Origin of the sequence: Halobacillus alkaliphilus (genome assembly GCF_900113125.1) — a bacterium.
Taxonomy (GTDB): domain Bacteria; phylum Bacillota; class Bacilli; order Bacillales; family Halobacillaceae; genus Halobacillus; species Halobacillus alkaliphilus.
Genome location: NZ_FOOG01000001.1, coordinates 133,312 through 158,157 on the forward strand (window position 1 = coordinate 133,312; position 24,846 = coordinate 158,157).

At 38.3% G+C, this 24,846-nt stretch carries 30 protein-coding genes and 2 riboswitches; of the genes, 18 read left to right on the forward strand and 12 right to left on the reverse strand.

Annotation, left to right across the window (positions count from 1 at the left end; genetic code table 11):
- Nucleotides 1–68 precede the first annotated feature (68 nt).
- The 8 genes from pstC to BMZ06_RS00760 all read left to right on the forward strand — a co-directional run bounded on the left by pstC (nt 69) and on the right by BMZ06_RS00760 (nt 7,493).
- A complete protein-coding gene (gene pstC / locus BMZ06_RS00725; protein ID WP_089749146.1) occupies nt 69–1,016 on the forward strand; it encodes a phosphate ABC transporter permease subunit PstC in 948 nt (315 codons plus the stop codon).
- Complete coding sequence (pstA, locus tag BMZ06_RS00730) at nt 1,016–1,894, forward strand: phosphate ABC transporter permease PstA (RefSeq protein WP_089749148.1); 879 nt, start codon at nt 1,016–1,018, stop codon at nt 1,892–1,894. Before pstC ends, pstA begins: the two co-directional genes overlap by 1 nt.
- Before the next feature lie 131 nt (nt 1,895–2,025).
- Nucleotides 2,026–2,769, forward strand: a complete 744-nt coding sequence (pstB, locus tag BMZ06_RS00735) for a phosphate ABC transporter ATP-binding protein PstB (RefSeq protein WP_224893081.1) — start codon at nt 2,026–2,028, stop codon at nt 2,767–2,769.
- A 24-nt stretch (nt 2,770–2,793) separates the two neighbouring features.
- Nucleotides 2,794–3,456: a phosphate signaling complex protein PhoU gene (gene phoU, locus BMZ06_RS00740; RefSeq protein ID WP_089749153.1), complete on the forward strand. Its 663-nt coding sequence runs from the start codon at nt 2,794–2,796 to the stop codon at nt 3,454–3,456.
- Nucleotides 3,457–3,668: 212 nt separating this feature from the next.
- The gene (gene rpmG, locus BMZ06_RS00745) at nt 3,669–3,818 is read left to right on the forward strand and encodes a 50S ribosomal protein L33 (RefSeq protein ID WP_089749155.1); all 150 of its coding nucleotides are present in this window, start codon (nt 3,669–3,671) and stop codon (nt 3,816–3,818) included.
- Nucleotides 3,819–3,993: 175 nt separating this feature from the next.
- The gene (locus tag BMZ06_RS00750; RefSeq protein WP_089749156.1) at nt 3,994–4,563 is read left to right on the forward strand and encodes a 5-formyltetrahydrofolate cyclo-ligase; all 570 of its coding nucleotides are present in this window, start codon (nt 3,994–3,996) and stop codon (nt 4,561–4,563) included.
- 93 nt (nt 4,564–4,656) lie between these two features.
- On the forward strand, nt 4,657–5,619 hold the full coding sequence (locus tag BMZ06_RS00755; protein ID WP_089749158.1) for an L-lactate dehydrogenase: 963 nt from the start codon (nt 4,657–4,659) through the stop codon (nt 5,617–5,619).
- 341 nt (nt 5,620–5,960) lie between these two features.
- The gene (locus tag BMZ06_RS00760; RefSeq protein WP_089749160.1) at nt 5,961–7,493 is read left to right on the forward strand and encodes a rhomboid family protein; all 1,533 of its coding nucleotides are present in this window, start codon (nt 5,961–5,963) and stop codon (nt 7,491–7,493) included.
- On the opposite strand, the gene BMZ06_RS00765 is transcribed toward BMZ06_RS00760, so the two are convergent.
- A complete protein-coding gene (locus BMZ06_RS00765) occupies nt 7,487–8,347 on the reverse strand; it encodes a hypothetical protein (RefSeq protein WP_089749162.1) in 861 nt (286 codons plus the stop codon). The two genes, BMZ06_RS00760 and BMZ06_RS00765, sit on opposite strands and share 7 nt — an antisense overlap.
- A gap of 177 nt (nt 8,348–8,524) precedes the next feature.
- On the opposite strand from BMZ06_RS00765, the gene BMZ06_RS00770 reads away from it, so the two are divergent.
- The 6 genes from BMZ06_RS00770 to BMZ06_RS00795 all read left to right on the forward strand — a co-directional run bounded on the left by BMZ06_RS00770 (nt 8,525) and on the right by BMZ06_RS00795 (nt 14,966).
- Complete coding sequence (locus BMZ06_RS00770) at nt 8,525–9,979, forward strand: spore germination protein (RefSeq protein ID WP_089749164.1); 1,455 nt, start codon at nt 8,525–8,527, stop codon at nt 9,977–9,979.
- 65 nt (nt 9,980–10,044) lie between these two features.
- Nucleotides 10,045–10,260 carry a YqgQ family protein gene (locus BMZ06_RS00775; RefSeq protein WP_089749166.1) on the forward strand — a complete coding sequence of 72 codons (216 nt, stop codon included), beginning with the start codon at nt 10,045–10,047 and terminating at the stop codon, nt 10,258–10,260.
- Nucleotides 10,261–11,217 (forward strand): ROK family glucokinase, encoded by a 957-nt coding sequence (locus BMZ06_RS00780; RefSeq protein WP_089749168.1) that lies wholly within the window; start codon nt 10,261–10,263, stop codon nt 11,215–11,217. It abuts the gene before it with no gap.
- A 277-nt stretch (nt 11,218–11,494) separates the two neighbouring features.
- Nucleotides 11,495–13,378, forward strand: coding sequence for an LTA synthase family protein (locus BMZ06_RS00785; protein ID WP_089749170.1), 1,884 nt, complete (start codon nt 11,495–11,497; stop codon nt 13,376–13,378).
- Nucleotides 13,379–13,497: 119 nt separating this feature from the next.
- Complete coding sequence (locus BMZ06_RS00790; protein ID WP_089749173.1) at nt 13,498–14,184, forward strand: ABC transporter ATP-binding protein; 687 nt, start codon at nt 13,498–13,500, stop codon at nt 14,182–14,184.
- A gap of 14 nt (nt 14,185–14,198) precedes the next feature.
- Nucleotides 14,199–14,966 (forward strand): ABC transporter permease, encoded by a 768-nt coding sequence (locus tag BMZ06_RS00795; RefSeq protein WP_089749175.1) that lies wholly within the window; start codon nt 14,199–14,201, stop codon nt 14,964–14,966.
- An 88-nt stretch (nt 14,967–15,054) separates the two neighbouring features.
- On the opposite strand, the gene BMZ06_RS00800 is transcribed toward BMZ06_RS00795, so the two are convergent.
- On the reverse strand, nt 15,055–15,219 hold the full coding sequence (locus BMZ06_RS00800; protein WP_089749177.1) for a DUF2759 domain-containing protein: 165 nt from the start codon (nt 15,217–15,219) through the stop codon (nt 15,055–15,057).
- A gap of 162 nt (nt 15,220–15,381) precedes the next feature.
- On the opposite strand from BMZ06_RS00800, the gene BMZ06_RS00805 reads away from it, so the two are divergent.
- Entirely contained in the window at nt 15,382–16,005 is a 624-nt protein-coding gene (locus tag BMZ06_RS00805) for an MBL fold metallo-hydrolase (protein ID WP_089749179.1), read from the forward strand.
- 45 nt (nt 16,006–16,050) lie between these two features.
- Here the strand turns inward: BMZ06_RS00805 and BMZ06_RS00810 are convergent, their stop codons facing one another.
- On the reverse strand, nt 16,051–16,296 hold the full coding sequence (locus tag BMZ06_RS00810; RefSeq protein ID WP_014643748.1) for a DUF2626 domain-containing protein: 246 nt from the start codon (nt 16,294–16,296) through the stop codon (nt 16,051–16,053).
- 252 nt (nt 16,297–16,548) lie between these two features.
- On the opposite strand from BMZ06_RS00810, the gene BMZ06_RS00815 reads away from it, so the two are divergent.
- Nucleotides 16,549–16,932, forward strand: coding sequence for a Spx/MgsR family RNA polymerase-binding regulatory protein (locus tag BMZ06_RS00815; RefSeq protein ID WP_089749181.1), 384 nt, complete (start codon nt 16,549–16,551; stop codon nt 16,930–16,932).
- 89 nt (nt 16,933–17,021) lie between these two features.
- Here the strand turns inward: BMZ06_RS00815 and BMZ06_RS00820 are convergent, their stop codons facing one another.
- Genes BMZ06_RS00820 through comGA form a run of 7 tightly spaced genes read right to left on the reverse strand, consistent with a single transcriptional unit; the run spans nt 17,022 to nt 20,869 of the window.
- Nucleotides 17,022–17,414 carry a hypothetical protein gene (locus BMZ06_RS00820; protein WP_089749183.1) on the reverse strand — a complete coding sequence of 131 codons (393 nt, stop codon included), beginning with the start codon at nt 17,412–17,414 and terminating at the stop codon, nt 17,022–17,024.
- Nucleotides 17,377–17,793: a competence type IV pilus minor pilin ComGF gene (gene comGF / locus BMZ06_RS00825; RefSeq protein WP_089749185.1), complete on the reverse strand. Its 417-nt coding sequence runs from the start codon at nt 17,791–17,793 to the stop codon at nt 17,377–17,379. The genes BMZ06_RS00820 and comGF overlap by 38 nt, the downstream gene beginning before the upstream one ends.
- On the reverse strand, nt 17,777–18,109 hold the full coding sequence (locus tag BMZ06_RS00830) for a prepilin-type N-terminal cleavage/methylation domain-containing protein (protein WP_089749187.1): 333 nt from the start codon (nt 18,107–18,109) through the stop codon (nt 17,777–17,779). The genes comGF and BMZ06_RS00830 overlap by 17 nt, the downstream gene beginning before the upstream one ends.
- Nucleotides 18,096–18,572 carry a competence type IV pilus minor pilin ComGD gene (gene comGD / locus BMZ06_RS00835; RefSeq protein ID WP_245755917.1) on the reverse strand — a complete coding sequence of 159 codons (477 nt, stop codon included), beginning with the start codon at nt 18,570–18,572 and terminating at the stop codon, nt 18,096–18,098. The genes BMZ06_RS00830 and comGD overlap by 14 nt, the downstream gene beginning before the upstream one ends.
- Entirely contained in the window at nt 18,538–18,837 is a 300-nt protein-coding gene (gene comGC, locus BMZ06_RS00840) for a competence type IV pilus major pilin ComGC (RefSeq protein WP_089749189.1), read from the reverse strand. Before comGC ends, comGD begins: the two co-directional genes overlap by 35 nt.
- A gap of 17 nt (nt 18,838–18,854) precedes the next feature.
- Nucleotides 18,855–19,892, reverse strand: a complete 1,038-nt coding sequence (locus tag BMZ06_RS00845) for a type II secretion system F family protein (protein ID WP_089749192.1) — start codon at nt 19,890–19,892, stop codon at nt 18,855–18,857.
- Complete coding sequence (gene comGA / locus BMZ06_RS00850; RefSeq protein WP_089749193.1) at nt 19,874–20,869, reverse strand: competence type IV pilus ATPase ComGA; 996 nt, start codon at nt 20,867–20,869, stop codon at nt 19,874–19,876. Before comGA ends, BMZ06_RS00845 begins: the two co-directional genes overlap by 19 nt.
- A gap of 352 nt (nt 20,870–21,221) precedes the next feature.
- Between comGA and BMZ06_RS00855 the strand changes: the two genes are divergently transcribed.
- Nucleotides 21,222–21,707 (forward strand): shikimate kinase, encoded by a 486-nt coding sequence (locus tag BMZ06_RS00855; RefSeq protein WP_089749194.1) that lies wholly within the window; start codon nt 21,222–21,224, stop codon nt 21,705–21,707.
- Between the two features lie 46 nt (nt 21,708–21,753).
- A complete protein-coding gene (locus BMZ06_RS00860) occupies nt 21,754–21,939 on the forward strand; it encodes a YqzE family protein (protein ID WP_089749196.1) in 186 nt (61 codons plus the stop codon).
- Nucleotides 21,940–21,972: 33 nt separating this feature from the next.
- On the opposite strand, the gene BMZ06_RS00865 is transcribed toward BMZ06_RS00860, so the two are convergent.
- Complete coding sequence (locus BMZ06_RS00865; protein WP_089749198.1) at nt 21,973–22,785, reverse strand: YqhG family protein; 813 nt, start codon at nt 22,783–22,785, stop codon at nt 21,973–21,975.
- Nucleotides 22,782–24,425: a DEAD/DEAH box helicase gene (locus tag BMZ06_RS00870; protein ID WP_089749200.1), complete on the reverse strand. Its 1,644-nt coding sequence runs from the start codon at nt 24,423–24,425 to the stop codon at nt 22,782–22,784. Before BMZ06_RS00870 ends, BMZ06_RS00865 begins: the two co-directional genes overlap by 4 nt.
- 174 nt (nt 24,426–24,599) lie before the next feature.
- Nucleotides 24,600–24,686, forward strand: a riboswitch (glycine riboswitch).
- A gap of 3 nt (nt 24,687–24,689) precedes the next feature.
- Nucleotides 24,690–24,787, forward strand: a riboswitch (glycine riboswitch).
- The last annotated feature ends 59 nt before the right edge of the window (nt 24,788–24,846 follow it).

The following is a 24,846-nucleotide window of genomic DNA, read 5'->3' on the forward strand; positions in this document are numbered from 1 at the left end:
AAATCTAAAAGGGTAGGTGGGACCAGGTACTGGTCTCACCTTGCCTTATGGATGAGAGGAGTTTGAAAATGGACAAAGGTTTACAATCAGAGGGAAATAAATTGAATGTCCAGGATTTAATTGAAAGAAATAAACAAAAGACCACGTTCGGACAGCGAATAGAGAAGGTTATTCCGTGGTTTTTATTGTTGTGCGCTATTATCAGTGTATTAACAACAGTCGGTATATTATTTACTTTATTGCGTGAGTCGATCGGGTTCTTTTCTAATGTATCAATAATTGATTTCTATACAGGCACAAGCTGGTCACCATGGTCAGGAGAGTATGGGGTTGCACCATTAATAGGAGGAACCTTACTCATTACGCTGATAGCCACAGTTGTCGCTGTACCATTAGGTCTTATGTCTGCCATATTTTTGAGTGAGTACGCCAATGACAAGGTGAGACGTGTGATTAAACCAATTCTAGAGGTTTTAGCAGGAATCCCTACTGTCGTTTATGGTTACTTTGCTTTAACGTTCGTCACACCAATGTTCCAGAGTATTATTCCAGATCTTGGCATTTTCAACGCTTTGAGTGGTGGGTTTGTTGTTGGAATTATGATTATTCCAATGGTAGCATCTTTATCGGAAGATGCGATGAACTCTGTACCTAACGCACTTCGTGAAGGAGCTTATGGCCTTGGAGCGACAAAGCTCGAGGTTGTATATAAGGTAGTACTTCCGGCAGCGCTCTCGGGAATTGTGGCCTCGATTGTACTGGCAATTTCTCGAGCAATCGGGGAAACAATGATTGTAACGATTGCGGCTGGAGCTACGCCGAACTTAACGTTTGACCCAACGGAATCTATTCAGACGATGACAGCTTTTATTGTACAGGCTGCTACGGGGGATACAACGTTTGGCTCTACGATCTATTACAGTTTATATGCAGTTGGAATGACGTTATTCGTCTTCACTCTGGGTATGAATTTGTTAGCACAGTATATTTCACGTAAGTTCAGGGAGGAATATTAATGCTTGGGCAAAATGAAGAAGGTATCAAGAAACGGATGGAAGGCAGAGTATTAAAAAATAAGATTATGGCGGGGTTATTTTTCTTGGCTACCTCAGTTGGTCTTATCTTTCTAGTACTGCTTTTTTACCGCGTATTGACTCAAGGAATTGGTTATTTAAACTGGAATTATCTAACAAGTGGCCCCGCTCCTTACCCAGAAGAAGCAGGAATTTGGGTAGGAATGATAGGTTCAATTATGTTAATGGCTATAGTTGCGATCTTCTCTGTTATCATCGGGGTAGCGTCAGCTATTTATTTAGAAGAATACGCCTCACAAAACAAATTTACTGAATTTATTAGAGTGAATATCTCAAACTTGGCCGGGGTTCCTTCCATTGTCTTTGGTTTACTAGGTCTTACATTCTTTGTTTACATTTTTAACTTTGGATATACGTTAATTGCCGGAGGTTTAACGATGGCGTTGCTGATTCTTCCGGTTATCGTGGTGGCTTCTCAGGAAGCCTTGAGGTCTGTACCTATTGATCTCCATCAAGCTTCTTTAGGAATGGGGGCAACTAAATGGCAGACAATTGCTCGTGTGATTCTGCCCGCAGCGCTACCAGGTATTTTGACAGGTACGATTATTGCCCTTTCAAGAGCTATTGGCGAAACGGCACCATTAATAATTGTAGGAGCTGCTACAGCCATTTATACGCTTCCGGATTCTTTGCTTGCAAAATATACGGCTATGCCTATCCAGATTTATAATTGGACAGCAAGACCGCAAGAGGAATGGCAGTTTGTTGCCGGAGCTGGGATTATCATACTCCTAGCAGTTCTGCTACTAATGAACTCGATTGCCGTATTGATTCGTAACAAATTTCAACAGCGTCTTTAATTAAGGATGAGGAGGGTTTCACAGTGACTAAAATCAGTGAAGAAACACAGGAAACAAGGACAGGTGGCTTAACTTCAAAGCCTGTCGTTGATAGAAAAGATAAACAACAAAAGAGAGAAAGTAAAAATGTTATGCAAGTAGAAGACTTGAATTTATGGTATGGAAGCAATCAAGCGCTCTATGAAATCAATATGGATGTTCCAGAAAAACGTGTAACAGCTATTATTGGTCCTTCAGGATGTGGTAAGTCTACTTTTATTAAAACGTTAAATCGTATGGTAGAAATGGTACCCATTGTTAAAACTTCCGGTTCCATTAAATATCGTGATCAAGATATTTTTAATGGAAACTTTAAACAGGAATATTTACGCACTAAAGTAGGAATGGTATTCCAGTCACCTAATCCATTTCCTAAATCTGTATATGACAACGTAGCATATGGACCAAGAGTACACGGAATTAAGAAAAAAGAAGTTCTAGATGAAATCGTTGAGAAAAGTCTAAAAGATGCTGCTATTTGGGATGAATTGAAAGATCGTTTGGACGCAAATGCGTATGGCCTTTCTGGCGGTCAGCAGCAGCGTGTATGTATTGCTCGTGCATTGGCCGTTGAGCCTGACGTCATTCTGATGGATGAGCCAACTTCTTCACTGGACCCAATCTCTACATCAAAAGTAGAAGAACTTGTCCAGGAGCTTAAGAAAAAATATAGTATTATTATTGTGACGCACAACATGCAGCAGGCTGCCCGTATTTCTGATAAAACAGCTTTCTTCCTGAACGGAGAATTGGTTGAGTTCGCTGAAACAGACGATTTATTCCAAAACCCTCAAGATAAGCGGACGGAAGATTATATTACAGGACGGTTCGGTTAAGTAATAGTTTGAGGGGGGAAACTAATGGTCTCTATACGTCAACATTTTGAAGAAGAATTAAATGATTTGAAAGAAAAGATAAAAGAATTGGCCCTTGATTCTAAGTATTCACTTGATACTGCGATTCATGTTTTTTATCAGGGAGATGTTAGTAAAGCTGCAAAAATTATTGAAGATGATGCAGTTATTGATGCTAAGGAAGATAAGATAAACGAAGATGCGATTTTGCTAATTGCTAAACAGCAGCCAGTTGCTCGTGATTTGAGACGTTTAATAACAGCTATTAAAATATCATCTGATTTGGAACGAATGGCTGACCACGGTACAAATATTGCCAAGGCAACTATTCACCTGGGTGAGGATCATGGAATTGAAATTAATCCTGAACTAAGACAAATGGCTGTACTAGCCATGGATATGGTGGACTTAGCAGTTAAAGCTTTTGAATATGAGGATATATCTTTAGCAAGTAAATTAGCAGAAATGGACGATGTGGTCGATAGAAAATATGGGGAAATTGTAAGGGAAACATTAGAATTAACTGCTATAAATCCCCAGCAAATCCAACACATTATGCAAATTTCCTATGTAGCCAGATATATTGAACGCTTTGCTGATCACATTACGAATATAGGGGAGAATATATTTTATCTTGTAAAAGGTAAATCTTATGATTTAAATAAATAAGAAGCAGAAAGCTGTTCATTTGGAACAGCTTTCTGCTTCTTAACAGAGAAAATGCAACTAGTTTCGAAGAGCATCCAATGTATCCTTATTTTTAAATGTATGTATGACCACTGAAAAATCATACTTGAAAGGAATAAGGTAATTTGTTAATATTAATAGAGTCTGATGAAATAGATGATATAGTGAAAAGATTGAATTTGGAGGGATAGACAATGCGTGTAAACATTACACTTGCTTGTACTGAAACAGGTGACCGTAATTATATTACTACAAAAAACAAACGTAAAAACCCTGAGCGTTTGGAACTAAGTAAATTTAGTCCTCGTCTAGGTAAACACACCTTGCACCGTGAGACTAAATAAAACAGTAGGATTATTTCCTACTGTTTTTTTTATATTATTTAATTTCAGTAAAGCTCCCGATTGTTGAATTATTATTGAACGCCAAAGGCTAACAGATCCTTATACTTAAGACTCTTCAAAGTCAGCTGTTCATTTTATTTTTGAAGATAGCCAATTCTAAAAGGAGATTGGGGTTATGGATAAAAAAGAATGGAGAAGTAGAGGTAAACACATATTAAATAACCTTTCAAGAGATAATAAAGATTCGATTCAAACAGCTCTATATCAGCATTTATTCAAAAGTGAGCTATGGAAAAATGCGAAAATGATAGGTATGACTATATCTCAGGAACATGAATGGTCTACATATCCTATTATTGATCAGGGGTGGAAGGAGCATAAGCAGGTAGTGGTGCCAAAATGTATTCCTAAGACTAAAGAAATGAATTTTTATAAACTGGAAGATTATAGCCAGTTAGAAACAGTTTATTTTGGGTTGAAAGAACCAGATCCTTCAGCTGCTGAGAAGGTAAAAAAGGAAGAGATTCATTTGCTTTTAGTTCCGGGACTCCTTTTTGATAATTATGGCTACAGAATAGGTTACGGCGGTGGGTATTATGATAGGTTTCTAGAGGAATTTTATGGAGAGACGATCATGATCGCTTCCGAGGCACAAAAGGTCTCTTCTCTGCCAATAGAGAAGTTTGACCAGAGGGTGGATCACATTTTAACGGAAAAAGGGTTATCTAAAACCAGTCATCCTTAACAAAACGTTCATAAAGAATGAGAGTGTGCATTCCATAATTTCTATTGTATGATTTACAATGAGTATAACAAAATATTCAAGGGAGTTGATGGCATGGAACGAGTAAACCGAGTGGCCTTGATAGGTACGGGGGCCGTAGGGTCTAGTTATGCATTCGCCTTATTGAATCAAGGCGTTGCAGATGAATTAGTACTTATTGATTTAAATAAGGAGAAGTCTGAAGGAGATGCCATGGATTTAAATCATGGATTAGCTTTTGCGCCTTCCAATAAGAAAATCTGGTTTGGTAGTTATGATGATTGCAGTTCTGCTGATATCGTAGTCATTACGGCCGGAGCTAATCAGAAGCCCGGTGAAACTCGTTTAGATCTTGTCGAAAAAAACACATCCATCTTCAAATCCATTGTTGAATCCGTCATGTCCAGCGGATTTGATGGTATTTTCTTAGTTGCTACAAATCCAGTGGATATTCTAACTTATATGACTTGGCAGTTTTCAGGGCTTCCAGTACATCGAGTGATTGGTTCGGGAACAATATTGGATACCGCTAGATTGAGATTTCAGTTAAGCGAGTACTTCGAAGTGGACTCGAAAAATATCCATGCTTACATTATGGGTGAGCACGGAGATTCTGAATTACCCGTTTGGAGCCATGCTAATGTAGCGGGTCGTTCTATATTTGATCGGATACATGATCATCCTGAAAAATATCATGTAGAGGATCTCGACTCCATCTTTGAACAAGTGAGAGATGCTGCCTATCATATTATTGAGCGTAAAGGGGCTACCCACTACGGGATTGCTATGGGGCTCGTTCGTCTCACCCGCGCCATACTGCACAATGAGAATGCTGTATTGACTATTTCAGGTTATCTTCAAGGAGAGTATGGAGAAGATGATTTGTATATAGGTGTACCGGCCATTATTAATCGTAAAGGGATAAAAGAAATAATTCAGTTAAACCTTGATTCTGAAGAGAAACAAAAATTCAGCCGTTCCGCATCTATCCTGAAAGAATCAATGGAACCTGTCTTAAATAAATATAAGGATGCATAACGAGTGTGGATCTGGTGAAAATAGACTCATCAACTAATGTTTAAAATGAGGTGGATGAGTTGCACCCAATTCTGAAATGGACTTTGTTTGTGAGCTCCATTCTTTATGGAGCTTTTAAGTTTCGTTACCGTTTACTAGATATTGTTACGAAAATACCTCTACTTAGAAGAGGTATGGTTAAAACCTCCATGAGTGTGCCATGGGTAAGAAGGAAGTTGCTTGCCCAGATGTTTCAAAGACCTGACTCTAAGCTGCCATAAAGGCAGCTTTTTTTGTCAATCGTACTTATGGCAATGGTTGAATTCCTCGTGATATGATAAAGAGATCAAGGAGGTGAGTCTATGTTTATCGAACAGGATTTTTATTTCTGGAAGGTAACTCATGACCTTGTACTGAATCAAGGGTGTGAAGTTCTTCATATTAATACAGAACATAAAGAAGCTTGGCTTGAGTACTCAGGTAAGTGGAAGAACCACGTGATCCGAATCAAATATAAGCAAATTAATTGGAGAAATGAACTAAAAAGAGATCTTCAAGTTACATATCAACAGTTAAAGCAAAATCGGCAAATTTATCGCGGTGGAAATGTTGTTCTCCATACGATTTATGTATCTGAATTTCCTCCTGTTGAGGAATGGGAAAATGTAGTTTCAGAAATGAACAAAGATAAAAGATTAAACGTTCAATTATATTATTTTTCAGACGAGAATAAAGGTAATGAACGGAAGCGGTTTTATGAAGCTTTAAGACTCGAGGAACCTATGCTGGAACAAAGAATATCCCATAATGAAATGGAAGCCATGATTCCATATTTAAAGCAGCAAATTGTTTCAAATCATCGGAAAAAGCAGCAGGAAATACAGTCTTTATTTCAATTCGGCAAACCTCAAATGACTTACATTTTACTGGCTGTAAATATTCTTCTATTTATGTTTGTGGAATCTCAGGGGAGTACGACATCCGTTTCTACATTGATTGAATTTGGCGCAAAGTATAATCCGGCTATCATGGAAGGTGAATGGTGGCGCATAGGATCCTCTATGTTTCTTCACATAGGTTTGCTTCACCTTTTAATGAATATGCTCGCTTTATATTATATCGGCATCGCGGTTGAACGTATTTATGGAACCTGGCGCTTTTCCGTGATCTATCTTTTGGCCGGTATTTTTGGAGGAGTGGCAAGTTTCATGTTAAATCCTCATGTAGCGGCCGGTGCTTCCGGAGCTATTTTTGGATTATTTGGTGCTTTGCTTTATTTTGGAGTTCGTCATAGACAATTGTTTTTTAAAACGATGGGTTGGAATTTAATCTTCGTTATTGCATTAAATATTGCTTTTGGAATTATGGTTCCTCAAGTCGATAACGGCGCTCATATGGGAGGTTTAATAGGAGGTTTTATCGCTTCCGCTGCGTTTAATCTACCTAAGCGAAACGACAAGTGGATCCAGGGCATTGCTCTTACTGGCTATATCGTTATTATGGGTACGATGGCCTTTATAGGAAGTGAAGGGCTGTTTAACGATGGCGAGAGAATGGGGCAAGTACAGCAAACACAAGATTTGAACGAAAGTGGAGAGTACTCCCAGGTCGTTTCAATAACCACTGACGCTTTAGCTGATCCTGGTAAATATGAAGCAGAATTGAGGTTTAATCGATCCTACGCTTATAATCAATTAAGTAAACCTGAAAAAGCGATAAAGGATTTAAAAAAAGTCGTTGAGCTCTCCCCTGATATGGGGGAGGCTCATTATAACTTAGCTTTGCTTTATCAGCAAAAGGGAGAGAAAAATAAGGCTATCGAGCATGCCCGAACAGCAGCAGATTTAAGGCCTGAGAATCAGGATTTCCAGGAGTTAACCGAGGAACTTCAATAGTACTGAATTAATTGATGTTTTTTTCCTGTATCATCTTCAAACAGAACCATTAAATGTTTGCCATTGTTATCAAAAAGAATTAAAGGAATATAACTTTGAATAGGATGAGACGATTCTGCATCGGAAATCCCCAAAATATAATTTTTGTACAGTCCTTCCCATAGCTGACCTTTTATACGTTCGTAGTTTTCTTCTGTGGTCCCCGGGAAGGGTTTTCCTTTAAAATCGCCAAGTTGTGTTAAAGGTACAAGAGTATATTGATCTTTAGGAACTTGATAATACCGGAGCAGTTCGTTCCACTGGGCTTCGATTTGCTGTGTGATGCTATGGTCCAGTGTTTCTTTCCACTCTTTTTCTTCAGGAGTGGAAGGTACATGAAATGAAGAACGTTTGGTTAACGGTGAATCAATTACATAAAGAGTGGCGTTTGAAGTAGCCTGAATACTTTGAATCGGTTTTTCTCCTTCATGAATTTCCCCATGGTGAAAACTAATCGCCTCATACCTCTTACTATCCTCTCCATGAAGGCTGGTCTTTTTTTCTATTACAGAAGCATTTTCCTTCCACTTATTCATGATTCCCTTTAACCTTCCGTTAACATATAATAACGATACGTCTTGTCGTAAATACATAGATTGATTGCTCTCCGAAAACATCTCCCATTTTATTTCGTACTCATCTTCATCCTGTGGAGATTCAAATTCCAATTTAGTGTCATAAGAACTGAAGGTACTTTCTTGAGCAAGTGGGAAGTATTTGATAACAGCATCATCTTTGAAATAACTTGAATATAGAGTTAATACAATTACGAATACTAATGGACCCAATACCCAGTACAGCCACACTTTTTTCATAAGGTCACCTCCTGACGTCATCTATTCGGTATTTAAGCAGTATATAGATAGTTATGAAGAAAAAGATGAGGACATGCCTTAAAAGTTAAGTATGCTTGCACCCAATTTGTTTATATAAGTATGTTTTCTTGAATTTAACAAAAGCTAACTTCTATGAGGAATGGAAGAAGGTGCGACATGCAAGAGAAGCAACTTTTGTTTGATAATTATGAAAAGAATGTGGCCTACCTCCGAGATCGTCTAGGGGTAGAAGAAAGCTTTGATATGATTCATCTAGACCTTGTTTATGCAGGCAGAGGTATGTCTCTATTTATGGTCGATGGCTTTGTTAAAGACGATATTCTTCACTATTTGATGAAGCTTCTTTCAAGACTGGATCCTGACCAATTAGATCCTGACCCTTTAACTAAGCTCCTGGAGACTCACCTTCCTTATATTGAATTAGATAAGGAAAAAGATCTTAATAAAGCAGCGGACACAGTTTTAGCGGGACCTACGGCGTTAGTGGTAGAAGGTATGGAAGAAATCGTAATGATAGATGCCCGGACCTACCCTGTACGCAGTCCTCAAGAACCTGACTTAGAAAGAGTAGTCAGGGGTTCAAGAGATGGGTTTGTAGAAACCATTGTTTTTAATACAGCTCTTACGAGAAGGCGGATCAGAGATCGGTCACTGCGTATGGAATATACTCAAATCGGTCGTAGATCACAAACAGACGTCTGTTTGTGTTACCTAAAGGATATTGCAGATCCAGAACGGATTGAGCATTTGCAGAGAGTCCTTCAAGAAATAGATACTGATGCCCTGCCAATGGCTGAAAAAACAATTGAAGAGTTTATAAGCGGACAGCATTGGAATCCTTATCCAGTAATTCGCTATACGGAGAGGCCTGATACAGCAGCAGCACATCTCTATGAAGGACATATTCTTATCATTATAGATGGTTCTCCTAGTGTTATGATAACTCCGGCAACTTTTTGGCACCATCTGCAGCACGCAGAAGAATACCGTCAGAAACCACTTGTGGGAGCCTACCTGCGATGGATCAGGTTTATTGCGTTTATTTCTTCAATTTTTATTCTGCCTCTTTACTTTTTGTTTTCCATGCAGCCTGACCTTCTGCCGGAAAATTTATCGTTCGTTGGACCGACCGACTCTGGGGTTGTGCCTCTACTTCTACAATTTTTAATTGCTGAAGTAGGAATTGACATGTTAAGGATGGCTGCTATTCATACACCCTCTTCACTGGCGACAGCACTCGGACTTGTGGCAGCTATTTTAATTGGGCAGGTGGCTGTTGATGTAGGGCTTTTCTCGAGTGAAGTAGTATTGTATTTATCATTGGCAGCAATAGGTACTTTTGCGACCCCAAGTTATGAAATTGGACTCGCTGATCGATTATCGAGACTAGCATTATTACTTTTTACAGGGTTATTTGGAGTAAAAGGATATGTCATAGGGGTAACACTATGGTTAATTTACCTGTCACGTATGCAGACATTTAAAACACCTTATTTATGGCCTTTTCTTCCTTTTTCCTGGAAACCTTTTCGAGATGTACTCTTCCGTTCTCCGATTCCCTTGAAGAATAGACGACCGGCTTTCTTGCATCCCAAAGACCCTGACCGATGAATAGGTCAGGGTTTTACATTTTCATTCCACGCTGCTATTGATATAATGAATTAGGTGATAAAATTATGAAAACGATTTATGATATTCAACAGCACTTAAAAAAGTTCGGTACTTACATTTATGTAGGCGATCGTCTGGCTGATTTAGAATTGATGGAAGATGAAGTAAAGGAACTTTATCGCTCCCAATGTATGGAGAAAGAAGATTTTCAAATGGCTCTTTTATTATTAAGAGGAGAAATAGCAAGGGAAAAAGATCGTCAGCAAGGGGAGGAATGTTAAATGGAAAAAGATATATTTCTTGCCGCTGATATCGGCGGTACTACGGTGAAACTCGCCATTATCAAAGCCAATGGCGAGATTGTTAAAAAATGGGAGATTCGTACAGATAGAGAAAATGGTGGAGAAAGGATCCCTGAAGATATTCATCATGCCTTAGAGGCATCTTTAGAAGAGTTACATATTGATAAGAAGCAAGTCGCCGGAATTGGCGCCGGAGCACCTGGGTTTGTGGATCCAAATAGCGGTTTTATCCATGAAGCCGTGAATATTGGTTGGAAAAATTATAATTTTGGGGCCATATTGAGCGAATTAACCGGCTTTCCTGTATGGGTAGATAACGATGCCAACCTTGCAGCTCTAGGAGAAAAATGGCTAGGGGCTGGTGAAGGAGCCCGTGAACTAATTGCTATAACTCTAGGCACTGGTGTTGGGGGAGGTATTATAGCTAATGGCGAGATTTTAAACGGAGTTAATGGTACTGCAGGTGAAATTGGACATATTACAGTAGTACCTGAAGGCGGAGCTCCTTGTAATTGCGGTAAAACTGGCTGCCTGGAAACGTTAGCTTCAGCCACAGGAATTGTTAGATTAGCCAAGAAGAGTATTGAAAACACTCATGGCAGCATCTTAAGAAACATCCCTTCTGATCAGCTGACAGCAAAAGATGTATTTGAAGCGGCACAGCAGGGAGATGAAGCGGCAGGGACGGTGATTGAAAAAGTTACGGACCTGCTGGGAATGACAATCGCCAATCTTGCTATTGCGATTAATCCTGAAAAAATTGTAATAGGCGGAGGAGTTTCACAGGCTGGAAGCCAATTGTTGGACCCTTTGAAAGCAGCTTATAAAAAATATGCTTTACGGAGAACGTATGAAGCAACAAGCTTTGGTTTGGCAAAGTTAGGTAATGATGCCGGAGTAATCGGAGCGGCATTTCTAGTTAAAGCGAATCAATAAAAGGTGGAGCTGGCTAAGCTCCACCTTTCTTTTCATATGATAACAGTCCCCATACATATACTGGATAATGTCGTGAGCATTACTTACACTTAACAATCATCTAACAAATTTCTTAAAACCTACTTTTTTTGAAACTTTTGTGATAGAATTTTCGTCATATACAATGAAACTGTTTAATAAAACATTATAAGTGGAAAATGTAAAGGAAGTTAGAAGATCTGGTTAAACATAAGTAAAAGAATTAACCAGAGGGGTTTACTTTTGAGGAGGAACCAACATGCAAATGAATAAGTTTCGCATGCCTTTATTTATAATAGCTACGATTTTATTTGGAATAAAGACATATCTAGTGTACCGGCTTATGTTCGACTTATCCATTGAAAATCCATTACAGGAATTTATTCTGCTGATAAATCCAATTGCGAGTGCCTACCTCATTTTTGCTATAAGTGTTTGGCTTAATCCTGCACGACAGATGAAATACTTGAGATGGACATCTCTTATTGGATCACTCATCCTGTTCATTAATTTAATATTCTACCGGAATTTTACAGATTTTATTACCATTCCAGTTCTTTTTCAAGGAAATAATGCAGCAGACCTTACCGGAAGCTTTTTAACACTTCTGCATATGGAGGACGTCCTTCTATTTCTAGATGTTGCAATTATTTGGTATTTAAGTAAAAGGAAGTTTGGTTTATCCATTAGTTTACCTCAATCTGGTAAAATTGCTGCTACAGCTGTTACTTTCCTGCTGTTGGCTGGTAATGTAGTACTCGCTGAAATGGAGCGGCCAATGCTTTTTGTGCGCGCTTTTGACAGAGAATATCTTGTGAAGAATATTGGCGTTTACAACTACCATTTATACGATGCTTCAATGCAAACTAAAACAAAAGCCCAGCGTGTACTTGCAGACGGAAGTGAAATCAGCGAAATTGAGTCGTATTTAGACAGTAACTCCCCGGATGGTAATAACGAGGATGTACCTTTACACGGAATTGCAGAAGATAAAAATGTAATTTTTGTTAGTGTTGAATCTTTCCAGAACTTCTTATTTGACTCGGAAATTAATGGGACAGAAGCAACCCCATTCCTGAACGATTTAAAAGAAAGCAAAGACACTATATGGTTTAAGAACTTTTATCACCAGACAGCACAGGGGAAAACATCTGATTCAGAGTTTATCATTGAGAATTCTTTGTATCCACTCGGAAGGGGAGCCGTCTATTTTACACATGCACAGAATGAATACCATTCCCTTCCTGAAATCTTAAATAATGAAGACTATGAAACTTCTGTATTCCACTCAAATAACAAAAGCTTTTGGAATAGAGATGTCATGTACGACAATCTTGGTTACGATCAATTCTATGGTGAACAATCCTTTGACGTCACGCCGGAGAATTCGTTTGGCTGGGGACTTGAAGATAAAGCTTTCTTTGACCAATCCATTAAGTACTTGAAAGAACAGGATCAGCCTTTCTACAGCAAGTTTATAACGTTAACGCACCACTTTCCTTTTGAACTACCGGAAGAAAAAGCGAATATTGATAAGTATGATTCTGGCTCTAAGACTCTGAATCATTATTTTCAAACAGCACGCTACACGGATGAAGCATTGCAGTCATTCTTCCAGGAGCTAAAGGCTTCAGGTATTTATGAAGATTCAATCATTGTTTTAATGGGGGATCACTACGGAATTAGTGAATTTCATAATAAAGCAATAGGAGAATTTCTAGGAAAAGAAATAAACGCCTATGAGCACACTCAGCTTCAGCGAGTACCCTTCATGATTCATATTCCAGGATATGAAAACGGAGAAGTACGTGAAGAGGTAGTGGGGCAAATTGATGTTAAGCCTACCCTGTTACATCTATTAGGAATTAACAATGAAGAGGATCTAACCTTTGGAGACAACATGTTTGCAGAAAAAGGCAAGGACTTCATTGCTATGAGAGATGGAAGCTTTGTGAGTGAAAAATATATCTTCGCAGATGGAACTTGCTTTGACCGTGAGAGCGGAGCTCCTTTAGAGGGAGAGAAAGCAAATCAATGTACTCCTATTAAAGAGAAAGTCGATCAGGAACTGCAGTATTCAGACAATATTATTTACGGTGATTTGTTCCGGTTTTACGATTTCGGACAGAGTGGAGATCAATAATAGTAAACCTAAAGGCCGTCATGAATCTCTCATGACGGCTCTTTACATTTGGTTACATATTTTTTGTGCTCCAAGGGTAAGGATACAAAGATACTCATTAATTAAAGAGAGGTAATTTTATGTTTCGTTTCGAGAAAGTCAGTCAAGATCCATTAGTTAACCTTACATTCACGATCGAGAAAAATGAAAAAGTAATCCTTTTTGGCCCCTCAGGCGCGGGTAAGAGCACGTTATTATATTTATTTAATCGTTTAAGTGAACCCGATAGTGGGACCATTTATTTTAACGGAAAACCAATAATAGAATATCCAGTAACTAAACTAAGGAAAAAAATAGGTCTGGTACTTCAGGCACCCCATCTTTTTCCGGGGACAGTGTTAGATAATATTAAATATGGTCCTTCATTATTCGGGGAGTGGGAAGATAAGAATGCTGAGACCTTACTTGAATATGTACAGCTTCCATCCTCCTATCTTCATAAAGATGTAAGCCATTTGTCTGGTGGCGAAGAGCAGCGTGTATCATTAGCCCGTACACTTGCAAATTCACCCGAGGTTCTGTTACTTGATGAGCCAACGAGCGCACTTGATTATCAAACCGCTGAAGAAATTGAAGAAGTGCTCGAAGGATTAATTAAGGAACATGAAATGACTATGGTGATGGTCACTCATAATTTGAGTCAGGCTCGAAGACTGGGTGACAGAGGTCTCTTTATTATGGATGGAACTCTTCAGGAAGATGGAACGATTCCTGATATACTTGACCACCCAAAAAACGAAAAACTGCTTAAATTTATTGAAGGATAGAGGATGTGAACGCTTTGACGCCAGAAGTCTCAAATCAGTCTTTGTTTTTTCTTATCATTTTTGTAATTATTCCTTTAACACTCTCCTATTTTTACCAATTAGGATTGGGTAAAAATGTGTTATGGTCTGCTTTCAGGGGCACAGTTCAGTTATTTGCAATTGGATACATATTGACTTATTTATTTGATCTGCCTGCCAGTGTGGGGATCCCCTTAATGGTTGGAATAATGATTATTATTGCTACCTTTCATGCAAGACAAAAAGGAAAAGAGCTTCCCTATGTATTACCTGTCATTTTTGTAAGTCTTTTATTTGTCGAGGGAAGTGTCCTCACAATGTGGCTGGTCTTTGACATGGTACAATTCCGTCCTTCAGAAGTTATTCCTATGAGCGGGATGGTGATTGGTAACAGTATGGTAGCCATGGGACTGGCATTAGAAAGAATGAAAAGTGAATTTAGAGATAACAATGGACGGCTGCTCGCTGCGCTTTCTCTGGGAGCTGAGCCAAAACAAGCCTCTCATTTGATTGTACAAAGAACGCTGCATGCCGCTCTTATTCCAAACGTGGACCGTTTAAAAACCATTGGACTGGTTCAGCTGCCGGGAATGATGACTGGCTTAATACTGGGAGGGGTTGAACCAGTAATGGCTATTAAATATCAGCTGGTTATATCCTTAAGTATTTTTTCCTCAGTATCCATCAGCGCTATGTTTGTAACGCTCGCTATGTACAGATATTTCTTTAATAAGAATAAACAGCTTATTGAACCTGGAGATTAATCATTTGAAGATGCTTATACAGAGTGTACAAGTAATGAATATAAAAAAAGTGTGATACTTAAAGTAAGTATCACACTTTTTTATTTCATTAACTGAAAAGATTGGAATAAATTGTCATTACTGAGAACCAACCAAACATCAATGCTGATGCACCAGCAAATAAAACGGCGAAGAAGTTTTTAGTTTTCAATTCACGGAAAACCGCAATTACACATAGAATTGTAACGAGTAAAAGAAGAATAGCTGTGACCAAGATCAGCACCCCCTAAATCCCTTTTCTTTATTATCATCCTCATAACAAGGATGTTATAATGTATGTAGCTTAGTTCAATCCTTATTCATTTTATAATATAAAAATGAAATTGTCGAGTTATCTATCCGTATTTTATTAAATTAAATGAGAGGTGTCTACCCATTGTTAAATATTTCTCGATTGCCATTGGGACCAATGGCTACAAACGCTTACATTGTCTATCAAAATAAGGAAGCGCTAGTTGTGGATCCCGGGGGCGATTTTCCAAAATTAGAAGCTTTTTTAAAAGAAAAAGACTTAAAGGTTATAGGCGTGTTATTAACCCATGCTCACTTTGATCACATAGGTGCTGTGGATGCAGTAAGAGAAGCTTACAATGTTCCTGTTTACTTGAATGATGCAGAAAGTGATTGGCTGAGTGATCCAGCAAAAAACGGTTCTGGTTTTTTCCAAATGGGACAAATAACGGCTCGTCCAGCAGATTATACGCTAGAAAGCGGTCAGATGGAAATAGGACCTTTTTCATTTGAAGTGCGTCATACTCCTGGGCATTCTCCAGGAAGTGTCTCTCTTGTATTTAGAAATCAGCGTTTTACAATAGCTGGAGACACTTTATTCCAAAGAGGTATGGGAAGAACGGATTTACCAGGAGGAGATCGAGAACAATTACTGGATAGTATTCAAAGTCAATTATTCAGTCTAAGAAATGATATGCGGATCTATCCAGGGCATGGAATGCCTACGACGATCGAGGAAGAGCGTAAAGAAAATCCGTTTTTTACTTGAAACGTAATAAAAAAATCCTGTTATCCATTGGATAACAGGATTTTTTTAGTGTCCTCCAAAGCTCGGCACTAAAATAAATGAAGAATAATAAGTAAAACCGATCATGAAAACTGTCAAGTATGAGAAAAATATGTAAACATACATACGTTCAGACAGTTTAAGGTAACCCACAGTAAGGAAAAAAGCCGTTTGGGCAAGGGATAATAAGGAAGCCTCCATCATATCGCCTGTATAAAACATGACAGCAAAAATACCTGTCCAAAAGGCTAGCACTCTAAACATACGATCCATGCTTTTCCCCCTCCTTTTCCTTCGATAAACTATCATTAATATTATAAACGACCAAATCTTAATTGTAAATAAATCGCTCAGCATTCTTTTTACATTATACACACAATCAGACACCTTATACATTACCCTAACACGAAGTAAGGAAAAACTTTCAATTGAAAATTATGAAAAAGATGTTTAAAATATTGTACAAAGGTTATACAATAACTGTACAACTTAATACATTAAATATTCTTAAGAGGAGCGGTGTTAATGGAAGAATTAAGATTTTACACTTACCCCAGCTGCACGTCTTGTCGTCGTACAAAGTCTTGGTTGAAAAGTGAGGGAATTGATTTTAATGAACAGCATTTGTTCAGGGAGACTCCAACAGTGGAAGACCTTAGAAAAATATTATCTCTGACCACTTATGGAATCGACGAAATTCTTGCTAAGCGCAGCAAAGAGTTTAAATCCCTGGATATAGATGTAGAAGATCTTTCCCTGAATGAGTTTATTGATTTAGTAATTGAGAAACCGAAACTCTTAAGACGTCCTATTCTAACTGATGGAGAAAAATTAGTGGTTGGATATGATTTGGAAGGGTTAAGAGGAATTACAAATCAGAAACTTGAATACGCGGCAAGTATTTCTTAAATTATGTTATGAAAGAGGAACCCGATATGGCCAACTTCGTTTAAATAATCATCGCAAACCATGATCTGTGGGAATGCGATGATTTTTTATTAGTTTTTGGTTTGCTGTAGTTTATAGTAAGTGTCTAACGATTTCATATTTCCGGAGTAGTCTGTTATCTCCCATTTACAATGAATGCTTTCATTACTTTCTCTATTACAGGTGGACTGAGCTTTTCCATTAGGCGTCGTTAAGGTGTAATAAGGGTCTTCTTCAGGAGAGATATCATTCCATCGTATAAGTAAATGTTGCTGAGCGGTTTCTAATAAATTCTGTCTGACGATAGATAAAGTGTAGGTATCGTTAAACAATACGTGGTTCTGATAGCGCTGTACAGAACTTATAGTAAGAAAAATGAGGAGTAATCCTATACCAGCTACCCAGGGAAAGATAACTCCCTTCTGATTAAGGACCGGCTCTATGAATGTTTTTCTGATAAACACCACCACCTTCCATTTGTAACTTAATCATTATATAGCGAGTGTGATTGGTTAAGTGAATTGCTTCTACATTCTGTAGTAAGACTTCATGTCCAGTAAGGTTTACTCTTCTCCTAATAAGATTCTCATATTGTTCAATGGTAATCTTTCGGTTTACAGCATCTGTAATAGAGATGGTGTTAGAAATTACCGCTACCTCTTGACCTCTGTTTACTTCCTCCTGTAAGAACGTAAACATTTGCCGGACAGATAATTCCTCATAGTAATCAACGTCATGAATTATATGAAATAAAGGGAAAGAGAGAATGAGGATTAATGAAATAATAATCAGGCTTATTAGAGTTTCGAGTAAAGTAAACCCCTGGCTATGAATCTTTGGCATATAGACACACTTCCTTTATTTTCTTCAAGTGCGTTTTCCACGTAATACAGCCTTCTACAAGGTTACTCTTCTCTACAAATTGAATCAGGAAGGGTATTTCTTGATCGCCTAAATATACATTCGACAATTTTGGTGTCGTATATGAAAGTGTATGCAGTTCATCATGAAGATAGGAAATGGCTATTCTTTCGTTGGCCAAATCCTTTTGCATCAATCGAATGTGGGTGAGGGAGGGAAGTAGAAAGATAATAAGGCAAAGGAGTAGACTGATTGCTGTAATCGTCTCAACTAAGGTAAATCCACTAGAGTTCTTCAATGGCTAACCTGCTCGCTCCAAAAGGAAAAACGATTTTAAAGATGGTATAAGGCGTATGAATTTTCATAGTTCCCGGTTTTGTCACAACTCCATTTTCGTTAAACCGGACAGTGGCTTCGAGAGTAAGAAGTTGCATTCTCCAATTGTCCGGGAATGACCTTTGGAAAATTGTAGTTTTATTTTTTTGATCATATAAGATGTATTCATTCGTATTGGGTCGAAACAACAACATATAGTAAATATGGTCTTGCATAGTCAGTTGCTGGGTCAATAATACATCATCTTTCAGCTGTGACATGAAGTGCGAAGATTGGATGTGTTGAAATGTGCGATGATGAAGAGGAACAATACTCACAAGGAGAATGGACCAGAAGATAAGAACAATAAGGACTTCACTAATTGTATAGCCATTAGACGATTCTGAACCATCAAGGAGCAGAGACTTCACCGGACGTTGAATCATATCCAAGTTCGCCTCCATCAGGGCAGGTGGTTTGCTTTAAATATTGACCGTCAACTAGATCAGATAAACTGGCAGGATAAGCTCCGGTCTCTATAGAATAAGCTTCTGCTTGGGCCTGAGCTGTAATCACCAGTGCCTCGCAGCCTTTATCTCTTATCGTTCCGTTGTTTTTAGTTAAATTCGGTATAGTAATAATCATTAGTACAGAGATAACGAGCAGGACAATCAACATTTCAATTAATGTAAAACCTTTTTCATTTTTCATAATTATCACTCCTGAGTTTATATTTGATCCATCCACTGGTAGAGGGGAAGCATAATGGAAGCATAGATACAGATCACTATTACTGCAATAATAATAAAGAACATCGGTTGGATCATTTGCATCCATTTAAGCATTCTTTCTTGTACATATTCTATGAAAAATTCAGATAGCATCTCCAGTTCATGACTAAGAGCTTCTATATCATTTGTTTGATGGAACAAATTAGTTAGTTCGCTTTTTAGCAGAGAACAGCTGTGTACGGATTGCCCGAGAGTTTTCCCTTCAGCTAGATGAGATATAATTTTTTCGCTGTAGAAGGACAATAATTCATATCGATTGTGGCTGCTCATAATCTCAAGTGACTGTTTTAAAGGGAGTCCGGCTTTAAAGAGGGAATTTAGGTGAGTAGTAAAAAGAAACGAAGTCATAAAGGAATGATAAATCTTTAGAAGGGGAACTTTTTCGTACAAATTAAGACGTCTGCCTAGTGAAAGTCTTGGTAAAGTTAACTTCATAACTATCAGCCCAATGAACAAAATAATCGATAAAACACCAAGTCCATTGATGAAATAATCTAATGCCATCATAAACCAGAGAGAAGAAGAATCCTCTCCTTGAAAAAGGATTAGGAAATTGGGGAGAATAGTATGTTTTAGTATACTAAAGGCAGCAATTAAGAACATTAAAAGAAACAGCGGGTATCGTAAAACTTGAAATAATTTATGTGAGTAATCTTTTTTCATTTTTAATAGCTCTTCACATTGTTTAAACATAGCTGGAAGGTCTTGGTGCACTCTGCCAAAATAGAGAAAGTTCGTTACCAGTGGAGAAAAATGAACATGAAGGAAAGCGTTATCGATGGTTTCTCCTTTAGATAAGTGGATGTTAAGTTCATCTGACAACGGCCTCAGGGAAGGATCCCATCCTGTCATCTTTAATGCTTCCAGTAATGGATACCCTTTATGAAGAATGTGGCTTAATCGATGGAAAAAAAGTATTTGAATAGAAACGGGGAGTTTAGTTCTCCGGGTTAAGTTTACGAGTAATTTACGAATCCGAGGGCATAAGCTTTCCTCCTTAAGTGAGCGAAAGACTGAAAATTATTCTGGGTGGTGGGGGGTATATCCTGAATAGATGAGCTTAGAAGGCTGCCATCCAGCAATTCTAAGATAGCGGCACGTCTAGGCAGCAGTCCTTCTCCTTGAATAGGTACAAGTTGTTGTGCAGCTATTGCGATTAAGGTTTGTTCCATGTCTGCCTGAGGAATATTCATTTCTCTTAATCGTCGAAGAGTTCCGTAGGCATCCTTAGCATGAATAGTACTTATAACTAAGTGCCCGCTCAAGGCGGCTCGAAATGCGAAGTGAGCAGTGTCACGGTCCCGGATTTCCCCTACCATAAGTAGATCAGGATCATGACGAAGAGCTGCTTTTAAACCAGTATCATAAGTAATGCCGGCCTTTTCGTTTACTTGCACTTGTATGATGTTGTTTAAATTCTTTTCGATTGGATCTTCAAGTGTAATGGCTTGAAAGGAGCTGCGGTTCATTAAAGCCTGTAAAAGAGCATAAAGGGTGGTAGTTTTACCACTTCCTGTGGGTCCTGTAAACAGAATCATACCACTGGAATGGTTTAACCATTGTTCAATTCTTTTAAGCTGAGAGGGAAAAAGAAAAAGTTGTTCTAAGGGAGTATGGTCCATAGGTTTTAGAATGCGGATGGCGAGACTTTCTGTTCCTGTGATAGGAAGAGTGGAGAGGCGAAGGTCGAAGATTGACTGGTCACTTCGGTGTTGAAGGGTGCCATTCTGAGGACGTTTAATTTCTCCAATATCCATTCCTGAGGTGAATTTAAAATAAGCGAGAAGTTTTTGGTAAAGCGGCAGAGGAAGGGAAGAGTGGGAAATTCTTTTACCATGAATACGGAAATAAATGCTGGCATTTTCTGCAAAAGGAGTGAAATGAATATCTGAAGCCGTTTGCTGTATTGCTGAGATTAGTAAATCACGAGCGTAATTTGCTATAGACTGCAAAGGAGCTATCACCTCTTTTCAATAATTTTTTCACAAAGGATTATATTCGACATAATTCGGCTGATTCCTTCTTTTATTTTTAAACTTTTTATATTCCCCTATGAGATGTATAATCAAGAAAACGTCTTTTTGGATTCTCTTATCAAATTCGCCGATCCGTTAGGTAAGAAGAGTGTTCACATATAATAGACGTCCTGAATAACCGGGTTTTTTAGCTCGTTTCCTCTTCGGCAATTAAAGGGGAAATTCGTATAGTCAGAGGTTTTGTCTGCTGAAGAAGTTAGCAGCTATTTTAGTAAGATTTAACTATAACCATATCTTTTAAAACTATAATTAATAATGGGAGGTTAGTATGATTTACTTAATTGGTTTTATGGGCAGTGGAAAGTCAACTATAGCTGGACAACTAAGCGATGAACTTAACTTGCCTTACATAGAAATGGATAAAGCAATAGAAGAGAAAGAGAAAATGCATATCTCAGATATGTTTGCTCAATTCGGTGAAGCTCACTTCCGTGAATGCGAAACTCATCTTCTCAAAAGTATTAACGAGGAAAGTGTTGTATCCACTGGTGGAGGAGTGGTTTTAAAAGAAGAAAATCAGCACTATTTATCCACTGGAACGGTAGTGTTCTTGAGGGCCTCTTGGAACACGATTGTTTCCAGATTGCAAAATGATCAGGAGCGTCCTTTATGGAAAGGAGACTTAACTGAAAAACAGGCCTTATTCGCTATGCGACAGCCTATATACGAATCATTGGCTCATCAGATCATTGATGTAGATAATAAGAGCCCTGAAGAAATCGTTAATGAAATAATGGATCGTCTAAAAAACTAGAGATTCGGCCATACTATTCCTAAATACCAAGTAAAGAGGGGAAATTATGGACCGGAATGATTATGTGAAGTATCTCACGGAAGAGATGGTTAAATATATGCAAATGAGTAAACAGGAGAAGAAGCAGAGAAAGGCAGCAAAGCCATCAAAGAAAAGCGCTTTTTATTGGTTTGGTATCATCCCTTTTGCTCTTAGGATGATTAAAAAAAAGCATAAAACGACGGAATCTTGAATATGTCATTCCCGATAATTTAGCCGCTGACTTTTAGTCAGCGGCTAAATTATTGATCACATAGGAGTTGGACTTTTGAGAAATATAAAATAAGCCTCCATTCACTGCCTCCATTAGAATTCTCGGGCTGTACCTAGTAGCAATTTGTTCCTGTTCTTTGGTGAATTGTTCTAGACCAATATCTTCGGATGAATAAAAGGATTCTAAAAGCACTTTTTCTTCTTGCAGGTGCTTTAATGATAATGTAGCCCACTCGTCGCTGATCGAAGACACATACCCTTCCACATATCGTTCAATACGTTTATAAGCGTTTTCCAAATTAATTAGGGGAGTCATCGGGAAGGTATAGTCTGATACAGTTGGTTCAAATTCCATCTTCCACAGTCTGTCCATCATATTGGGGAGAAGAGTTCCGTGAACTAAATTAAGTCCCAGAGACAAAGTTTCATCTTTACTTTGCTTGCCTCTGTAGTGGAGGTGGATATTTACTACAAGCCAGGGACAAAGGGCGCGATTTTCAAGCGGCTGCACTACAGCTTCATAAAGGCGTGCGGTTTTTCCTTTTTTGATGGCTGCTCGATAAATCGTGTGAAGTTTGGGAGTACCTGCATGCAGGTAAATTCCGCCTTCTTTGGAGTGGCTTGTGTTTGTGAAGAGTAACTGCATAGGGTCTCCGGGTCGATTCATTTTTTTCATGTAATGCCAATAGAAAGGACGATTCATTATCTCTTCATCCATACTGCTCGTTAATTGGACTTTCAAATGAGACTCACTTTTTTCTAGGATAGCGCAGCCGTAAGAGGTGAAAAACTGATGGACGAAATCAAAATAAGGATTCAAAGTCAACTCGTTTCTCTCCTCTCGCTAATGGAATGTTCAACATAACTGACTAAATTGTTCAGTTTAATATCAATCTCGCCTTTGCTGTCTGATTGATCAATTATTGTCTGAATTTGTTTATCGAATGAACCGCCCGGGATTTGTTCTAAGATATGGTCAAGGTCACCTACCGCATTTTTAAACATCTCGATCTTTTCATAAAGCATCTTCATAATGTGGTCTTCAATGGTATTCTCAATTGCGAAATTATAAATTTTAACATCATGTTCCTGACCAAAACGGTGTATCCTGCCTATTCGCTGCTCCAGCCTCATAGGATTCCAGGGGAGATCATAATTAATCATGTGGTGACAGAATTGTAGGTTAATTCCTTCTCCGCCGGCTTCCGTCGCAATCAGTACTTGCGCTTGATTCTTAAACAATTGCTTCATCCAATCACGTTTACTTTTATTAAATTTTCCGCTGAAAGGGACTGAAGAAATTCCATGTTGTTGGAGATACCACTGCAAATAAAATTGAGTGGCCCTATATTCGGTAAATACAATAAATTTTTCATTTGTCTCACTGATCAGTTCTATCATCCTCTTCGCCTTAACATGGTGAGGAAGTTGCTGAAGCTGCTCAATAAATTTTGAATAAACAGCCATTGTCTGCTCATTTGACTGCTGTCTCATTTGGTTTAGCGACATATAACACGCTTCTCGTGAAGAGCACAATTCTTTAGCTAACGTCAGCCAAGTAAATGAAGGATGATCTGATTTCAAAAGTTCCAATTCCTGGTACATTTTTTGTTCTTCCTCGGTAAATTTCAGGCGCTCATTTACTACTATACGTTTAGAGTCATCAAGTCCTGTATCTTTTCGGCGGTTTCTGATCATCATTTTTCCAACAAGTGAATGAATGTGTTCAATATTTCCTTGTTTATTTGCTTCATATCTATACTTTTTCTTAAAATCTGTTAAATTTCCAAGATATCCAGGCTTTAGAATCGAGACAAGATTAAATAAATCACTGAGTTTGTTTTGTATAGGTGTTGCTGTAAGCAAAAGACAGTACGTTTTTTTAAGTTCTTGTACAAACTGATAGTTTTTGGTTTGATGGTTTTTTAATTTATGTGCTTCATCGATGATAATGAAATCATAAGGAATAGACAATATCTCCTGACGGTGAGCTTCTCTTTTAGCCATATCAATCGAGGTAACTGTCACGTCCCAGTCTGACCAGGCTGCTTGCTTTTTTCTAGGGGAAGCTGCTTGAATGTAGAATTTATCGTTAAGTTCTTGCACCCACTGATTCACCAAAGAAGCGGGTGTAAGGATTAAGATTTTACGAGCAATGCCTCGAATCATGTATTCTTTTAAAATCAATCCAGCTTCCAGGGTTTTTCCCAGTCCTACTTCATCAGCCAGAATGGCTCTCCCATTCATTTGGTGAATGACTCTTTCAGCTGCCTCAATCTGGTGATCCAGAAATTGCACATGTGGTAAGTGTTCTAAAGCAAGTAGTCCATCGAAATTAGGAACTGTATTAATCTTTGCTGCCTGGTAAGCAAGTTTGAATCCTTCCCAGTTGGAGAGATGATTTGGGTTGTTCAAGTTATCTCGTAAGGTAGGAATAAATGTATGATCAGGATGAATTTCAACCATAGCTGTGAGCCTCCATCTATTCTAAAAAGATTATTAAAAATTAAGAATGATTCTACAAATTCAATGTCAAATTGTGATTACGCTGTGATATAATAATGTCGAATGAATAAGTGAAGCCATACGTTTTTGAATAGTATGTCCAATAGAATCTAAGAAAATACGAATATGAAGCGAATGACTGCAGGGGGAGAGTCTACGTACGTAGCGCCGAAGGAGCAAGCATGTTGTGAATCTCTCAGGCAAACAGACCTCTGTAGGACGCAGCTCTGGAGAGCGTTTACTAATAGTAAACCACCCAAGAAGCAAATAATTCTTCTTTAAGTAGAAGGAGAATTATCAAACTTTCTGGTGAATGGACAGAGACTCCTAATCGAAAAACGGTGGAGTCTCTTTTTTATGGATGAAATTAGAGGATAAAGGA

What these genes read in the sequence shown, in the direction of transcription:
- rpmG (WP_089749155.1), top strand. Translation starts at nt 3,669, where the DNA reads ATGCGTGTAAACATTACACTTGCTTGTACTGAAACAGGTGACCGTAAT.
- BMZ06_RS00860 (WP_089749196.1), top strand. Translation starts at nt 21,754, where the DNA reads ATGGACCGGAATGATTATGTGAAGTATCTCACGGAAGAGATGGTTAAA.
- BMZ06_RS00790 (WP_089749173.1), top strand. Translation starts at nt 13,498, where the DNA reads ATGTTTCGTTTCGAGAAAGTCAGTCAAGATCCATTAGTTAACCTTACA.
- BMZ06_RS00870 (WP_089749200.1), bottom strand. Translation starts at nt 24,425, where the DNA reads ATGGTTGAAATTCATCCTGATCATACATTTATTCCTACCTTACGAGAT.
- pstB (WP_224893081.1), top strand. Translation starts at nt 2,026, where the DNA reads ATGCAAGTAGAAGACTTGAATTTATGGTATGGAAGCAATCAAGCGCTC.
- BMZ06_RS00785 (WP_089749170.1), top strand. Translation starts at nt 11,495, where the DNA reads ATGCAAATGAATAAGTTTCGCATGCCTTTATTTATAATAGCTACGATT.
- BMZ06_RS00780 (WP_089749168.1), top strand. Translation starts at nt 10,261, where the DNA reads ATGGAAAAAGATATATTTCTTGCCGCTGATATCGGCGGTACTACGGTG.
- BMZ06_RS00760 (WP_089749160.1), top strand. Translation starts at nt 5,961, where the DNA reads ATGTTTATCGAACAGGATTTTTATTTCTGGAAGGTAACTCATGACCTT.
- comGF (WP_089749185.1), bottom strand. Translation starts at nt 17,793, where the DNA reads ATGCCAAAGATTCATAGCCAGGGGTTTACTTTACTCGAAACTCTAATA.
- BMZ06_RS00775 (WP_089749166.1), top strand. Translation starts at nt 10,045, where the DNA reads ATGAAAACGATTTATGATATTCAACAGCACTTAAAAAAGTTCGGTACT.
- BMZ06_RS00750 (WP_089749156.1), top strand. Translation starts at nt 3,994, where the DNA reads ATGGATAAAAAAGAATGGAGAAGTAGAGGTAAACACATATTAAATAAC.
- BMZ06_RS00855 (WP_089749194.1), top strand. Translation starts at nt 21,222, where the DNA reads ATGATTTACTTAATTGGTTTTATGGGCAGTGGAAAGTCAACTATAGCT.
- BMZ06_RS00755 (WP_089749158.1), top strand. Translation starts at nt 4,657, where the DNA reads ATGGAACGAGTAAACCGAGTGGCCTTGATAGGTACGGGGGCCGTAGGG.
- pstA (WP_089749148.1), top strand. Translation starts at nt 1,016, where the DNA reads ATGCTTGGGCAAAATGAAGAAGGTATCAAGAAACGGATGGAAGGCAGA.
- pstC (WP_089749146.1), top strand. Translation starts at nt 69, where the DNA reads ATGGACAAAGGTTTACAATCAGAGGGAAATAAATTGAATGTCCAGGAT.
- comGD (WP_245755917.1), bottom strand. Translation starts at nt 18,572, where the DNA reads ATGATTCAACGTCCGGTGAAGTCTCTGCTCCTTGATGGTTCAGAATCG.
- BMZ06_RS00770 (WP_089749164.1), top strand. Translation starts at nt 8,525, where the DNA reads ATGCAAGAGAAGCAACTTTTGTTTGATAATTATGAAAAGAATGTGGCC.
- comGC (WP_089749189.1), bottom strand. Translation starts at nt 18,837, where the DNA reads ATGAAAAATGAAAAAGGTTTTACATTAATTGAAATGTTGATTGTCCTG.
- BMZ06_RS00765 (WP_089749162.1), bottom strand. Translation starts at nt 8,347, where the DNA reads ATGAAAAAAGTGTGGCTGTACTGGGTATTGGGTCCATTAGTATTCGTA.
- phoU (WP_089749153.1), top strand. Translation starts at nt 2,794, where the DNA reads ATGGTCTCTATACGTCAACATTTTGAAGAAGAATTAAATGATTTGAAA.
- BMZ06_RS00810 (WP_014643748.1), bottom strand. Translation starts at nt 16,296, where the DNA reads ATGGATCGTATGTTTAGAGTGCTAGCCTTTTGGACAGGTATTTTTGCT.
- BMZ06_RS00815 (WP_089749181.1), top strand. Translation starts at nt 16,549, where the DNA reads ATGGAAGAATTAAGATTTTACACTTACCCCAGCTGCACGTCTTGTCGT.